General features: G+C 58.6%; 16 protein-coding genes. 9 read left to right on the forward strand and 7 right to left on the reverse strand.

The window, feature by feature from the left end; genetic code table 11:
- The first annotated feature begins 183 nt into the window (after positions 1–183).
- From V1T76_RS23460 to V1T76_RS23490, 7 genes are all read left to right on the forward strand, one after another.
- On the forward strand, positions 184–1092 hold the full coding sequence (locus V1T76_RS23460; RefSeq protein WP_330563109.1) for a LysR family transcriptional regulator: 909 nt from the start codon (positions 184–186) through the stop codon (positions 1090–1092).
- 73 nt (positions 1093–1165) lie between these two features.
- Positions 1166–1987, forward strand: a complete 822-nt coding sequence (locus tag V1T76_RS23465; RefSeq protein WP_330563110.1) for a putative hydro-lyase — start codon at positions 1166–1168, stop codon at positions 1985–1987.
- A gap of 25 nt (positions 1988–2012) precedes the next feature.
- A complete protein-coding gene (locus tag V1T76_RS23470) occupies positions 2013–3050 on the forward strand; it encodes a TRAP transporter substrate-binding protein (protein ID WP_330563111.1) in 1038 nt (345 codons plus the stop codon).
- Positions 3051–3068: 18 nt separating this feature from the next.
- The gene (locus tag V1T76_RS23475) at positions 3069–3617 is read left to right on the forward strand and encodes a TRAP transporter small permease subunit (protein ID WP_330563112.1); all 549 of its coding nucleotides are present in this window, start codon (positions 3069–3071) and stop codon (positions 3615–3617) included.
- Positions 3617–4900: a TRAP transporter large permease gene (locus V1T76_RS23480; protein WP_330563113.1), complete on the forward strand. Its 1284-nt coding sequence runs from the start codon at positions 3617–3619 to the stop codon at positions 4898–4900. Before V1T76_RS23475 ends, V1T76_RS23480 begins: the two co-directional genes overlap by 1 nt.
- A gap of 108 nt (positions 4901–5008) precedes the next feature.
- Positions 5009–5494 carry a DUF992 domain-containing protein gene (locus V1T76_RS23485; RefSeq protein ID WP_330563114.1) on the forward strand — a complete coding sequence of 162 codons (486 nt, stop codon included), beginning with the start codon at positions 5009–5011 and terminating at the stop codon, positions 5492–5494.
- Positions 5495–5615: 121 nt separating this feature from the next.
- Entirely contained in the window at positions 5616–6203 is a 588-nt protein-coding gene (locus V1T76_RS23490) for an exopolysaccharide biosynthesis protein (RefSeq protein WP_330563115.1), read from the forward strand.
- A 526-nt stretch (positions 6204–6729) separates the two neighbouring features.
- Here V1T76_RS23490 and V1T76_RS23495 read toward each other — a convergent pair.
- A complete protein-coding gene (locus V1T76_RS23495; RefSeq protein ID WP_442970166.1) occupies positions 6730–7080 on the reverse strand; it encodes a DUF305 domain-containing protein in 351 nt (116 codons plus the stop codon).
- A gap of 86 nt (positions 7081–7166) precedes the next feature.
- Positions 7167–8528 carry a YncE family protein gene (locus tag V1T76_RS23500; RefSeq protein ID WP_330563117.1) on the reverse strand — a complete coding sequence of 454 codons (1362 nt, stop codon included), beginning with the start codon at positions 8526–8528 and terminating at the stop codon, positions 7167–7169.
- Between the two features lie 300 nt (positions 8529–8828).
- On the opposite strand from V1T76_RS23500, the gene V1T76_RS23505 reads away from it, so the two are divergent.
- Positions 8829–9023 carry a hypothetical protein gene (locus tag V1T76_RS23505; RefSeq protein ID WP_330563118.1) on the forward strand — a complete coding sequence of 65 codons (195 nt, stop codon included), beginning with the start codon at positions 8829–8831 and terminating at the stop codon, positions 9021–9023.
- 289 nt (positions 9024–9312) lie between these two features.
- Here V1T76_RS23505 and V1T76_RS23510 read toward each other — a convergent pair whose 3' ends face one another.
- Together V1T76_RS23510 and V1T76_RS23515 are read right to left on the reverse strand one after the other, a co-directional pair.
- Entirely contained in the window at positions 9313–10242 is a 930-nt protein-coding gene (locus tag V1T76_RS23510) for a PRC-barrel domain-containing protein (protein WP_330563119.1), read from the reverse strand.
- 123 nt (positions 10243–10365) lie between these two features.
- Positions 10366–10551 (reverse strand): PLD nuclease N-terminal domain-containing protein, encoded by a 186-nt coding sequence (locus V1T76_RS23515; protein ID WP_330563120.1) that lies wholly within the window; start codon positions 10549–10551, stop codon positions 10366–10368.
- A gap of 158 nt (positions 10552–10709) precedes the next feature.
- Here V1T76_RS23515 and V1T76_RS23520 point away from each other — a divergent pair, with 158 nt between their 5' ends.
- A complete protein-coding gene (locus tag V1T76_RS23520) occupies positions 10710–10880 on the forward strand; it encodes a DUF1328 domain-containing protein (protein WP_006937216.1) in 171 nt (56 codons plus the stop codon).
- Positions 10881–11124: 244 nt separating this feature from the next.
- Here the strand turns inward: V1T76_RS23520 and V1T76_RS23525 are convergent, their stop codons facing one another.
- From V1T76_RS23525 to V1T76_RS23535, 3 genes are all read right to left on the reverse strand, one after another.
- Complete coding sequence (locus V1T76_RS23525) at positions 11125–12435, reverse strand: DUF2254 domain-containing protein (protein WP_330563121.1); 1311 nt, start codon at positions 12433–12435, stop codon at positions 11125–11127.
- 164 nt (positions 12436–12599) lie between these two features.
- The gene (locus tag V1T76_RS23530; RefSeq protein ID WP_330563122.1) at positions 12600–13154 is read right to left on the reverse strand and encodes a sigma-70 family RNA polymerase sigma factor; all 555 of its coding nucleotides are present in this window, start codon (positions 13152–13154) and stop codon (positions 12600–12602) included.
- Positions 13151–13357 carry a NepR family anti-sigma factor gene (locus V1T76_RS23535; RefSeq protein WP_330563123.1) on the reverse strand — a complete coding sequence of 69 codons (207 nt, stop codon included), beginning with the start codon at positions 13355–13357 and terminating at the stop codon, positions 13151–13153. Before V1T76_RS23535 ends, V1T76_RS23530 begins: the two co-directional genes overlap by 4 nt.
- Between the last annotated feature and the right edge of the window lie 137 nt (positions 13358–13494).

Raw genomic sequence — 13494 nt, forward strand, 5'->3', positions numbered from 1 at the left:
GGCAGTCGCACCAAAATGTTTTGCTGAGGTGCATCCCCCGCTGTCCGCATGCGGGGGAGACGGAAGGACACTGCGCAGGGCGGGAGGTTGCTGGGGTCTGTCGCACCCGGTCTTTTCCCGAAAGCTTTTCAATCTCCGCAGCTTCGCGCAAAGTAGCCCAAACCGATCACGCCGGGACCTTTCATGCATCCGCTCAATCTCGATCAACTGAGGGCCTTTCTGGCCGTTGTCCGCCATGGCAGCGTCAACAAGGCGGCGGGCAGTTTGAACCTGACCCAGCCGGCGGTGACGACGCGGATCAAGCGGTTGGAAGAAGCGCTGGGCACCGAGTTGTTCGAGCGTTCTCCCGGCAGGCTGAAGCTGACCAAGCGCGGTGAGCTGTTGCAGACCTTTGCCGAGCAGTTCGAGCGTCTGTCGGACAAGGTCGAGGAGACGGTGGTCTCCCGCGAGGGGATTGACCGGCATCTGCGCATCGGGGCCTCGGAAACCATCGCGCAGTGCTGGCTGCCGGATCTGGTGGCTGCGCTGCGGGCCGACTTTCCGAACCTGATCGTGGAAATCAACGTCGATATCTCGGTGAACCTGAGGGCCGGGCTGCTCGATCGGGAAATAGATCTGGCCTTGTTGCTGGGGCCGATATCTGAATATTCGGTCGACAATATCGAGCTGCCCGGCTTCGATCTCGGCTGGTATGTGGCGGCGGATAGCCCGGCTGAAGGAGACCAGGCCGTGGCGCTTCTGCGGGAGAAACCGGTGATCACCTACGCCCGGCACACGCGCCCCTACCGCGAGCTGAAAACGCTGTTGTTCGAACGGGTTGCTCCGGACGTGCAGATGTTTCCGTCGTCGTCGCTCTCGGCCTGTTTCCGGCTTGTGGAAGCAGGGCTGGGGGTCGCAGCGTTGCCGAAGGCGCTGGCACGGCCCTATGTGGAGGGCGGGAGTATCGTCGAGTTCGATCCGGGATGGGTGCCGGACGCCCTGAGGTTCTCCGCAAGTTATCTCGGTGACCCGCGCAGCCACATCGTGGCGGCTGCGGCGAAGAAGGCGCTGGAGGTGGCAGTCGCCTACTCAGATTATAAAAATCCTTTATAGGATCTGCTAAATTCATTCTATTTGAGTTTATATGTGCAATGCGGGAGCATTTCTCCAGTCAAGGAGAGCCCCGGTGTTGCAGTCTTATGAAGCCCTACGACAGGAAAGCATCGAAACGCTTCGGGCGCAGATAAGGTCCGGCAGCTATCGCTCTCACACGGCGGGGCTCGGCAAGAACCTGCTTCAGGCCAATCTGGCGATCATTCCGGAAGCCTATGCGCTGGATTTCATGCGTTTCTGCCAGCGCAATCACAAGCCCTGCCCGCTCATCGGTGCTTCGGACACGGGAAATCCCCTCCTGTTCACCCTGGGACATTGTCTGGATATCCGTACCGACGTTCCGGCCTACAACATCTATCGCGACGGCCAGCTGGAAGGCTCCGTGACGGACATAAGCGCCTTGTGGTCCGACGATCTCGTCGCCTTTGCGCTTGGCTGTTCCTTCACTTTCGAACATGCCCTGATCGAAGCGGGGATCGATGTCTGGCACATTTCCAGCAATGTCACCGTGCCGATGTTCCGCTCGAACCTGGAAACGATACCGGCCGGGCCGTTCCGGGGTGCGATGGTTGTTTCCATGCGGATGATCCCGGATGAGCGGGTCCAGGATGCGGTTGCCATTTCGGCCCGCTTTCCGCTGGCCCACGGATCGCCCGTCCATATCGGCGATCCCGCCGCCATCGGGATTTCCGATCTCGGCAAGCCGGACTGGGGCGATGCGGTGCCGGTGGAGGCCGGTTACACGCCCGTCTTCTGGGCTTGCGGAGTGACGCCACAGGCCATCATCCAGAACGCGGCCCTGCCGCTGCTGATTACCCATAAACCGGGACACATGCTGATCACGGACATCCCGGATGACGCTGAAATTCCAATCATAACAAAAAAGACGCTGTAAGCTCGAACCTTCACGGAGTGGACACATGAAAAAGATTCTGACTTTCCTCATGGCCGGTGCCGCCATGGCCTCGGCCGCCGCAGCGGAAGATCTGTCTGTTGTCGGCAGCTGGTCCAGCCTGCCACTGCATCAGGACTATGAAGCGCCGTTCTGGCAGACCACCTTGCCCGAAGCATCCGGCGGCACCATCAACACCACCGTCACCACCCATAACCAGATGAATCTCGGCGTTGGCGAAGTGTTCCGCCTGCTTGGTCAGGGTGTGTTCGACGTCGGCATGACGGTTGGCGACTATGCGGTTGCTGATGCTCCGGAACTGGAAGGCCTCGATGTGCCGCTGGTTGCCATGTCCGCCGACAAGGCCCATGCGGCTGTCGACGCTGCCCGGCCGATGGTGGAGGAGATCTTCGAGAAACGCTTCAATTCCAAAGTGCTCGCCATTGCGCCCTATCCGCCGCAGGTGGTGTTCTGCAACGCTGAAGTCGGTTCGCTGGACGACCTGAAGGGCAAGAAGATCCGCGCGTCCGGCCGCATGACGGCCAAGTTCCTGGAAGCGCTGGGTGCTGAAGGCATTACGGTTGCCTTTTCCGAAGTGCCCGGCGCGCTGCAGAAAGGCGTCGTCGATTGTGCGGTGACCGGGGCAGGCTCGGGCTACAGCGCCGGGTGGTGGGAAGTGAGCACACATCTGTTGCCGATCCCGCTGGGTGGTTGGGACCCGGTGGTGACCGCGATCAATCTCGACAAGTGGAATGCCCTGTCCGGGGAGACCCAGGCCCTGATCCAAAAGGAAATTGCCGAGAAGTTCGAAGCCCCCGCCTGGGCGTCGGCAGAAGGTGCGCTGACGAATGACATCGCCTGCCTGACCGGCAAGGGCGAGTGCTCTTCCGGCGAGGTGCGTGACATGGTTCTGGTCGAAGCCAGCGACGGCGACATCGAGCGGGCGCGCCAGATCCTGGAAACGGATGTTCTGCCGGAATGGGCAGAGCGGGCCGGTGGCGACTGGGCCGCGCGCTGGAACGACAGTGTCGGCACCGTCGTCGGTGTCCAGATCAAGACCAACTAGAGCCCGGGAGACATCGAGGTGGCGGAGAAACTCCTGTCAATCCTGTCGAGGATCAACCGGACGATTGCGATTGCGGTCGGTGTTCTGTTCCTCACCTGTGCAGGTCTTGTTCTGATTGATATCTGTCTCCGCCGTGTCGGTGCCTCCTTCGGCGGCACCGACGAAATCTCCGGCTATGTGATGGCCATCGGCACGGCCTGGGGCATGGCATTCGGATTGAGCGAACTGTCGCATATCCGGATCGATTTCCTGCGCCGTTCGGTCGGTCTGCCGAAATGGCGGGCGGTGCTGGATCTTCTGTCGATCTTCGCCCTGTCCTCTACCGTCTCCATCGTCGCGCTGAAGTGCTGGCCGGTGGTGGAGACAACCCTGCGCAATTCCTCGACGGCGAATACGCCTCTCGAAACCCCGCTTGCGCTGGTGCAATTGCCCTGGTTCGCCGGGTGGGTCTGGTTCGCGGTCACAGCTTGGCTGACCTTTGTTGCCGGTGTGCTGCTGGTGCTGCGCGGCGAATTCACAAAATCCGAGCAGGCCATCGGCGCCTTTCCGGAAGGGGAGACGGCCTGATGCTTTCCTTTGTTTCCGTCGGCCTTCTCGGCCTCCTGAGCCTTTCCATTCCTGTCGGCATCGTGCTGTTCCTGCTGGGCTTCGGCATCGACCAGTTCTTCAGTGCGTTTCCGCTAACGCGCGGGCTCGGGTCGATGGTCTGGTCGACGTCGGAAAATGCGGCGCTGATCGCCATTCCGTTCTTCGTGCTGCTGGGGGAGATCCTGGTGCGCACAGGTATTGCCGCGCGCACCTATTCGGCGCTCGACCGCTGGGTCTCCTGGCTGCCCGGCGGGCTGGTGCATGCCAATGTGGCGACCGCCACCATGTTCTCGGCCACATCCGGCTCGTCGGTGGCGACCGCTGCCACAGTGGCGACAGTGGCCATGCCGCAGGCCGACCGTTTGGGCTACGATCCGAAGCTCTTTTCCGGTGCGATTGCCGCCGGGGGAACGCTCGGGATCATGATCCCGCCATCGATTAACCTGATCGTCTACGGTTTTCTGACCCAGACCTCGATCCCCCAGCTCTTTCTGGCAGGGCTTCTGCCCGGTATCCTGCTGGCGCTGGCGTTTCTGGCGGTCACTGCGATAGTCTGCCTGATCAATCCGAAGCTTGGCGGGGAACGGCGGACGTTCCCCTTTCGGGACATGCTGCTCGGTCTGGCAGACCTTCTGCCGATCATTCTTCTGTTCAGTGCCATCATCGGCTCGATCTACAAGGGTTGGGCGACGCCGACCGAAGCCGCCTCTGTCGGAGTTGCCGGGGCACTGGCAATTGCCGCGCTCTTTGGCGGGCTGAACACGCGCATGATCGGTGAAGCGCTGATCGGTACCGTGCGGGTCACGGCCATGATCATGCTGGTGGTCATCGGGGCATCGTTCCTCAATTTCACGCTTTCGGCAGCCGGCCTGTCGCAGGAGTTGCGCGGATTTCTGGAAGGCCTCGGCTTCGATCCCCTGCAGACGCTGCTGGTGATCGTCGCGATGTATATCGTGCTTGGCTTCTTCATCGAGACCCTGTCGCTGATGGTCATCACCATCCCGATCGTGGTGCCGATCGTCATCAGCCTGGGCTATGATCCGGTCTGGTTCGGCATCCTCATGATCGTGCTGATCGAGATGGCGCTGATCACACCGCCGGTGGGGCTCAATCTCTTCGTTGTCCAGAGCGCGCGGCGCGGAGGATCCATTGCCGAGGTGATGCTGGGAGCCATTCCCTATGTGCTGGCGATGCTGGCCATGGTCGCCGCGCTGATCGCCCTGCCGCAGGTTGCCCTTTATCTGCCGATGGCGATGCGCTGATGGACGATCTGTAGAAATATTTTGGAACTGACTGACGGGGCAGACGTTTCCACCGTGATGAAGGCGGACCGGAGCATTCCGGAAGGCTCTTACACGAAGGAGACATTGATGAAACGGTTTACGAAACTCGCCCTGATGCTTACCGGTGCCACGCTTCTTGCGTCGCCTGTCATGGCTCAGGACAAGCCTGCTGGCGTCGAGGTCGGAAAACTGACCTGCGTTGTCGAGCAGGAAACCAATTTCATCGTCGGTTCCAAGGCCATCATGAACTGCACGTTCGACCGGGCCGGTGGCGGTGCAGCCAGCTATTACACGGCGACCGTGAGCGAATTCGGGCTCGATATCGGTACGACCGACTCGGCTACGCTGATCTGGGGTGTCGTTGCCCCGACCGCTGACCTGGAAGTCGGTGCCCTTGAAGGTGAATACGGCGGTGTGACCGCAGGTGCAAGCCTTGGTGCGGGCCTGAAGGCCAATGCCCTTATCGGCGGCTTCGACAAATCGATTGCGCTGAACCCGTTGAGCGTCGAAAGCCAGACGGGCACCAACATTACCCTTGGTATCAGCCAGCTTTCGTTGAAAGCAGTCAAGTGAACCAAGTGACATGACGTCAAGAAGGGTCGGCTTTGCCGGCCCTTTTTGCGTTTTCAGCGCCTGTTGCCGCCGGGCAAGTGCCTGCAGGCTGAAAGTCAGGTCCAACTGAAGGAGTTCCGAAATGGCATCCGATCAGGCAAAGACAATCAAAGGCGTTCTCACCAACTGGGAAGACGAAATCGAAGAGGAAGGCAAGGCTGATGTCGGCACGCTGCTGAATGCGTCCGGCAGCCGTGCGGCGGGCCCTTTGCTGTTTCTGCCGGCCCTTGTGATGATTTCGCCCATAGGAGCCATTCCAGGCGTTCCCATCATTCTCACCACGTTGACGCTTCTGGTGGCGGGCCAACTCGTTGTCGGCAGATCCGCGATCTGGCTGCCGTCGTTCGTGCGCAATCGCGGTCTGCCCAAGCAGAAGGTGACGTCGACCATCGACAAGCTGACCCCTTATGCGGAGCGGGCCGACCGCTACCTCGGACAGCGTCTGTCCCTGTTGGCCGGCGATACAGCAAGCCGGATCGTCGCGGCGTTTTGCATCTTTCTGTCGCTTCTTGTTTATCCCGCTACCCTGCTGCCCTTTGCTGTCGCCCTGCCGGGTTCGGCCATTCTGTTGCTGAGCCTCGGACTTCTGGTGCGCGATGGCGTGGTTACGCTGGTGGGTCTGATCGTTGCGTTGGCAGCGGTCGCGACCGTCGCTTACTGGCTTGCCTGAGACCAATGGCCGGAGATTGAGAAAACCTCCTTGTGATTCGGCTTAGGGGCAAGGGAGGAGGGGAGGACCGATCGGCTATCCTCGCACCTTCAGTTGCTCCAAAATGAGCGCAGATTTTCTACGCTTCTTTGCCTTGCTTGCCTGCAGAAGAAGACCCATCCCCCCCGACCACCTCAAGTCGACGTAAAACGGGCCGCCGAAGCAACCCGTTCTTGTCAGGTGTCCGGGTTTGCCGGCCATGTTGGTGGCGAGGATGCCGGTGGTCCTATCCGGAGCAAGGGTGTGAAGTTCGAATTCATAGACGCCAGTGTCGTTATCGGTCTTAGCGCCGCCCCTCATCGCAGCGGTGTCGCCGGCTGTTGGTCGGAACTGGAATAGATACGGAACTGGGAGCAGTTTGTTCCCAGACGATCGGCGCGGAGTAGAAGTCGACCGATTATTGGCGAATTGGTGCCATTGAGCAGTGCGAGAAAGGACGGGGTGGGCGTTGTCCCACCCCTGGTGCGCGTACGCCGTGCAAGAGAATTTACGGCGCCGCACCGCGCGTTCCGTTCAGTGTGGGATATTCCGGCTTCGCTTTTTCGCGCTGCTCTTTCAGCAGCGCAAGCCGTGATCTCATGGCCAGAATTTCCGTATGCTGATTGGAGATGATGCCCTCAGCAATTGATCTCGTCAGCGGATCCTCTCCGAAAACAAGTGCGAGGCGCGCCATATCGACTGCGCCCTGATGATGGGGGATCATCATGGTTAGAAAGTCAATGTCGGGGTCGCCAGAATAGCCGGGGCCATGCATATCCTGCATCATCCGCAACATATCCGTGTCCATCTGATTCTGAAATTCAGAAACATCGGTGGCAGAGGCCGACCCGTGGTCCATACCTGCGGTCGTGGTCCGGGACGGAGAATGAGTGTGACCCAGGGCCGTGGCCTGTGCTGGTTGGTTAGAACTCATGCCAGTCTCCTTTAGCCCGTATGCATCTGCGCGCCGGGGCGCACATAGATCAGATTGATGCTTTTCTTGTTGCGAAGCCGGCCCGACGGCAGGTCAAGATATCCAAGGGGAATTTGCGTGACAAAAACCGGTTTGAACGGGTTCGTGATGTCAAAGACCGAAGTGACGGTCTGCCCCTCATTGGGGGTTCCGGGCAACTCGTCCTGCTCATGAGCGACGTAGAGCCTTGTGGCGTCGGGATCGACCCAGATACCGTGCGATTCCCGCCCATGGCTGAAGAATGTCCCAACGATCTTACGCCTTCCAGCTTGGGCGTCGCGGTCGATGATTGCGATGCGACTTGATGCAACGCCGCCGGGGCCGTTGTCATCAATGCGGCCCAGGCTCGCAAATACGACTTTACCTTTGGCGTTCTCGGCGAATTCGACATGGTTGGGACGTGCCCTTTCACCAAGGTCGATGTAATCCACCAAATCGTACCTTTCGCTGACGCTTCGAACGGAAAGGTGATCGGCGATTTTATGCGACATCCACATTTCCGTGCCATCGGGCGCGATTTTCTGAAACGGGGTGAAGCCGAAAGGATCCTGTTCGGAAATGTCGATGGTCCGCACGCGGGTGGGGGCACTAAACCCGTCGACCCCGATATTGGTTCGGAAGATATCAATTTTTGACTCCTTCTGCGAGATCACAAAAGCCAAAGCGCCGTCCTTGGAAAACCAAATCTGAGCAGGGCCGTATATGGTTTCGACATAACTGCGAACCGCTCGTACCGGCGCGCCGGCGCTTTCCGCACGCGCCAGGTCGGTATCGACAATGGCAATACGGTCTTCGCCTCTCAGCGCGACCCAGATCTCCTTGCCGTTCCGCGAAAATGTTGGTTCGTGCGGCTCGCGGCCGACCAGCACACCGCTAGTAATGCGCTCTGCCACGGTATCGCTGGCGGCCTGCGGGTTGGGTTTGTTGCCGATCACGGAGAGGTCCTGGTAATCGATCAGGTAGATGTTGCTGGACCCGCGGCCGCTTATGGCTGACAGCAGTTGATCCGGAGACGGTGCTCCGCCATGCACATGGATCGCACCGTGAAACAGCGCCTTTTCCATCATTGCCTCATGGGTCGGCATAATGCCGCCGGTGACAAATCGGAAGGGCGGGCGGGGGTCTTCGTCAAAGCTGGTGAGATTGATGGTCTTGATGACCCGATTGACCACCGGGTCGATCACGGACAGGGTTTGACTGTCCTCATTGCAGACCAAAACATAGTCGCCTTTTTGCGGCCCGGCGTTCTGGGTTGCCAGGGTGGGACGTATCGCAGCGGCCATCAAGCCAACTGCGACAGTCGTGCCAACCATCATGTCTCTGCGATTAATCATTCGTCGGTCTCCTTCGATTTGTTCAAGAGAGAGACGCTTGAAAAACGATAATCATCCATCACAGCGGGTCACGGATCGTCACCAAGTCGTGTGTGCAGGGCCAATGCGAAGCCGTGATGTGAGAAAAAGCATTGCGCCTCGACGGTCGAGGCGGCAAGAACCGGCTCCTGGTGGAGTTCCTGACCCCGATTACCAAGACCTATTGTACCCTAGCTGGAATGCAGGCAATGGAACCGGGCAAGCAGGTGTTGGGCGGCTAAGGCTCTCAGGGAATATTTCCTTGAGCAGTGCCACCGGGATGTGCACATCACCGCGATCCATGAAAGCGCCAACGCCATTCATGAACGGGTGCAGGTCACGCGCCTGCTGCCGGTTGAGAAAGGCACGGCGGTAGAGGATTTTCTGCGCGCCGAATGCCAGCGCAACGATTCTGACTATCCGTATTTGTGTGAGATTATGTCCAACTGGTGCCAGGCGCGGGCGCAGGTTTTGTAGAGCGCGGACGTGCCGGCTGTTGTGCATGGTTTCCTTAAACTGACAAGCGCTTTCATTTCAAAAGTTCTGTGGGCCGTATGGCCGAAAAGACGGACCACCATCCAGACCGGTTAAGGGGAGGGGAGAGGGCGGACCTCAGCCCCCTTGACCCCGCCGATAACTTTGAAACAAGTGCAGGTTCCCTTGATCCCTTGCGTGCAGAAGAAGACCCATCCCCCCATCACCTGAAATCGACGCAAAAACGGGCCGCCGAAGCGACCCGTTCTTGTCAGATGCAGGGGTTTCCCGTTCAGCCTTTCAGCAGAACCGCGTCCGGATTGGACTTGTAAGCGGCCGGCTCATAGGTCGGCGCGTTTTCAAGCTGTTCCTTGGTGAAGGGGGCGGTCACCAGGAGGTCGCCATTTTCCGTCTCGAACATCTTGAGGCTGGGATATGCGACGGCCACTGGCTTTGCGTTGAAGCCAAGGAAGCCGCCGACATCAATGACAACCGCCTGCGCCTTGCCATCCTTGCCGATCAGGACCTCGGCGACCTCACCGATGTCAGTGTCCTGACTGGTGTAGACCGTGGAATCGATCAGCTCATCAGTGGAAACGCTGGCCGTGTCGACCTCTGTTTTCTCAGCGGTCCAGGGGTCGGCCATGGCTTCGTCCAGGCGCTGTTTGGCCGGATCGATTGCTTCCTTGCGGACGGTTTCATAGGTGTCCTTGGCGCTTGCAGTGACCTTGTCCATCTGCTCGCGAGCACCTTCGGCCGTCATCCAGTGTGGGATATAGTCCGGACGCTCATAAGGGGTCGCGCCTTCCAGTTCCTGGCGCGAAACGTCGGTGACGACGATGAGCTGGTTTTCCTGACCGGACACGAAGTTTAGGCGCGAGAAATCGAGAGCGACTTCCTTTTCACCCATGCCAAGGAACCCGCCGACGCCGACAATCACCGCGCGCACGGTTCCGTCCCGGCCGAAGACGACGTCATTGATGTCGCCGATCTCTTCGCCGTCAGCGTTTCTGCTGGTGAGGACCGGCTTGCCGACCATGTTGGTGGCCAGAATGCCGGTGGTCATGTCCGGAGCAAGCGTGTGGAGTTCAAATTCATAGACGCCGGTTTCGTTTTCTGCACCGGCCTTGCCGCCGTTCTTTGTCGCTGCGGTGTCACCGGCGACAGCTGCCGTCGAAATGGCTGCAACGATTGCGGTGGTGGCGAGTAGATGGCGAAGCATTTCTGCGACTCCCGTTTATGTTGGAAACTTAACGTGTGCTGGGTAAGGTTCTGAACTTGCTTGAAGTTCTGAACTGGCGCCACGATCCGACGCTCGTAAGGTGCGGTGTCGTGGCGCGTTCATTCAGGCAAGTTTGCTGGAACTTTTCGGTCCGGCCAGCAGCCAGACGATAAAGCCGACAACCGGGAAGATCAGGATGCCGAGGACCCACAGCAGCTTGGCGCCGGTGGAGGATCCACTCCCGAGAACCTGGATGATCGCGTAGACATCCACGATGAGGATCAAGAGGCCAACAATACCATATTCCATGACAGATCTCCGGGTTGTGTAACTGTTTCGGAAACGGTCAGGCGTGCAGAAGGTTCCCTGCTCTTCTTTTAAAGGGGCAAAATAAAACTGAAAAAATATTCGGAACCAATTTCGCGTGGCTGCGTTCAATTACCATATCTCAAATATCGGAGGTTGATATGCTTTCCTGGGCACTGTTGTTCTTGGTGGTTGCTATCGTTGCAGCCGTTCTTGGTTTTGGTGGTATCGCCGGCACTGCGGTCGGCATCGCCAAGCTGATCTTCTTCGTCGCAATTGCGCTGTTCCTGATTTCGGCAGTGGCACATGCGATCAGAGGCCGTCGGGTCTAACAAGATAAAAACGGGCGCTTCGGCGCCCTTTTTTGTGTCTTGCGCACGGCTGGGACAGAAAGACGGAACGCGTGGTCCTGATGATCAGGCCGCATCAGGGACCTGTCATCGCTTCTTCTTTGAATGGTCTACTTAGCGCCTCGTCAAAAGCGTGTCCTGCCCGATTGAACGGGCGACACGTTTTTTTACTTTCCGGGTGCACAGTTTTTTCAAGAAAAACAGAAACTGCTTTCCGGGCTATGCCCTAGCCGGCCTTCGCCTGCTCGCGCACGGTATTGCGGGCGATCCAGAGCCTGCGAGCGATCTGCTGTCGGTCCGGTCTGCTTTCGATGGAGAAGACCGCGTCCTGTGCGATGTTGTACAACTGCTTGGAAACCAGTGGCAAATGCTCCTTGCGGCATACGAGCGATGCCTTTTCCAGGGCGGAAATGAAGTGATCCAGCACAAGGACATTGCCTCTCGCGGCCTGACGCAGCGGGCCGACGGCCGTGTCCAGCAGATCGTGCATTTCCAGAATGGTCAGCCAGAGGCGAGGGGTGTCTTCGTCATCGGTGATCAGCGAACTTGGAGCGCCGCGCTGAAGGATCCGGGCGACGGAGGCCGACAGGTGATCGATTGCGCTGATGGCGGTGTAGCTGTCGTTGACGCCGGGCGAGAGAGCGCGCAAGGCGATCTCCACCATCAGGTGGACCGAAAACTGGATGTCCCCCTCGGGGGCCCTTGCCTTTTCGATCTGAAAAGTTTTATCGAGTTGTTTGAGGTTCGGCTCAGTCTCGGCAGTGCGCACTTTGGCAATCGGCATGCCTTCGATGACGTAGGTTCCGGGGCTCACCGTCACCTCGATGAAACCGTCGAGAGACTTTGCGATTTCGATGAGCTGGTTGCTGTCGATGAAGGTGATATAGCCACTGTAGGTCGAGTTGAAGACCCAGATCGGCAGATCGGGGATCTCGTCAAAGTCGTTGGGTTTTTCACGCGGTTCGTTGGCCAGAAGCTCGTCGATCGAGAACCGGAGCGAGGAATGGATCCGGCCGATTTCCGCATCGACCCGAATTCGTCCAGCCACGTCGTTTACAAAGTAGACCAGCCAGAAAAAGCTCGCGCACGCCAGAAGAATGCAGAGGATGACGGAAAATCGCAGATCCTCGTTTTCGTCGACACCGAACAAGGCGATCATCGAGTAAACGAAGGTCGCGCCCAGAAGGCCGATCGTGATCTGCGTTGTCCGGTTGCTGGCAAAGGTTTCCAGAAGACGCGCTGAAATATTGCCTGCGGCGAGTGTGAAGACAACCAGCGTCAACGAATAGACAAGGCTGATGACGGACATCATGGCGCCGGCAATGGTCGACAGGACCGAGCGGGCGCCATCGACGCTTATGGAGCTGTAGGCGAAAAAGTCGAAAGCTCTGTTCAGCAGACCCAGGTCGTCTACCAGGAATGCCCCGAAGGCGAGCAAGGCGCCCATGAGGGTGATGCAAATGGGGACGAACAGGAATCCCTTGGTGAGACGAACAAGGGCGTGTTCGCGGGCATTCTCCTGATAGATCAGATGCATCACAGTCCCCCTCAGACCGTCAGGGCTTCATCCGGGATGAAACCCTGCCAGCCGCTGTTGCTATTAGACGCTCCAATCAAACTCGCGTGTCCGCACCAGAAACCGTGCACCCGTTGTCTGTTACAGGCGCAAAAGCGGATACAATCTGGTCTGTTCGAGAATGATCAGACGGTCAGGGCGTCCCTGATCAGGGATGCGGATGCGGCGGCAGCGAGCTCGGACCGTTCGAAGTGTTCGTTGCCGTTCATGAGATCTTCCAGGCGCAGGCGCGCGCGGGAGACGCGGCTTTTGACGGTGCCAACCTTCACACCGAGGATTTCGGCAGCTTCCTCATAAGAGAAGCCGCTGGCACCGATCAGAATGAGGGCTTCGCGCTGGTCATCGGCGAGAACCTGAAGGGCGCTCAAAAAATCCTTCAGTTCCAGATGACCTGACTGTTGCGGCTTGCTTTCCAGGCTGGCGGCGTGTTCTCCATCGGGATCTGCAACTTCGCGCTGCATCTTTCTGCCGACGGAATAATACTGGTTGCGGAGAATGGTGATCAGCCAGGCGGTGAGATTGGTGCCTTCGGTGAACTTGTCCTTGTTGGCAATCGCCTTCGCCAGCGTTTCCTGAACCAGGTCATCCGCGCGGTCGCGGTCGCCGCTGATGGATCTGGCGAAGGCGCGCAATCGGGGAATCGCGTCGACGAGATCCTGTTTGAACTGTGCGACATTCATTCTGCGGCCTCCTCGTCAGAGCCTCTAACATCCAATGCAGACAACAGATCCATCATGTCGTCGGGAATGTCTTCCGACAGGGCCTCGTCATAAACTTTTTTGAGCTGGTTGCCGATCCAGTCCTCTTTGGACTTGGATCCCGCCGAGGGTGTGATGACACCGAACCCAGCGTTGGGCATTTCGGGGTTGAGCTTGCTTGCCATTGCAGATTTCCGATTTTCGCGTCTTCGAAGATAGGCTTAATTGAGACATAAACGCAGTGGCAAAAAAAAAGTTCCTTCGGCAGGGAACTTTTTTTTGCCGAATGCATTTTCGATTTACGGGCGCGCTGTAAGCGGGC

Origin of the sequence: Roseibium sp. FZY0029, from assembly GCF_036350355.1 — a bacterium.
Classification (GTDB): Bacteria; Pseudomonadota; Alphaproteobacteria; order Rhizobiales; family Stappiaceae; genus Roseibium.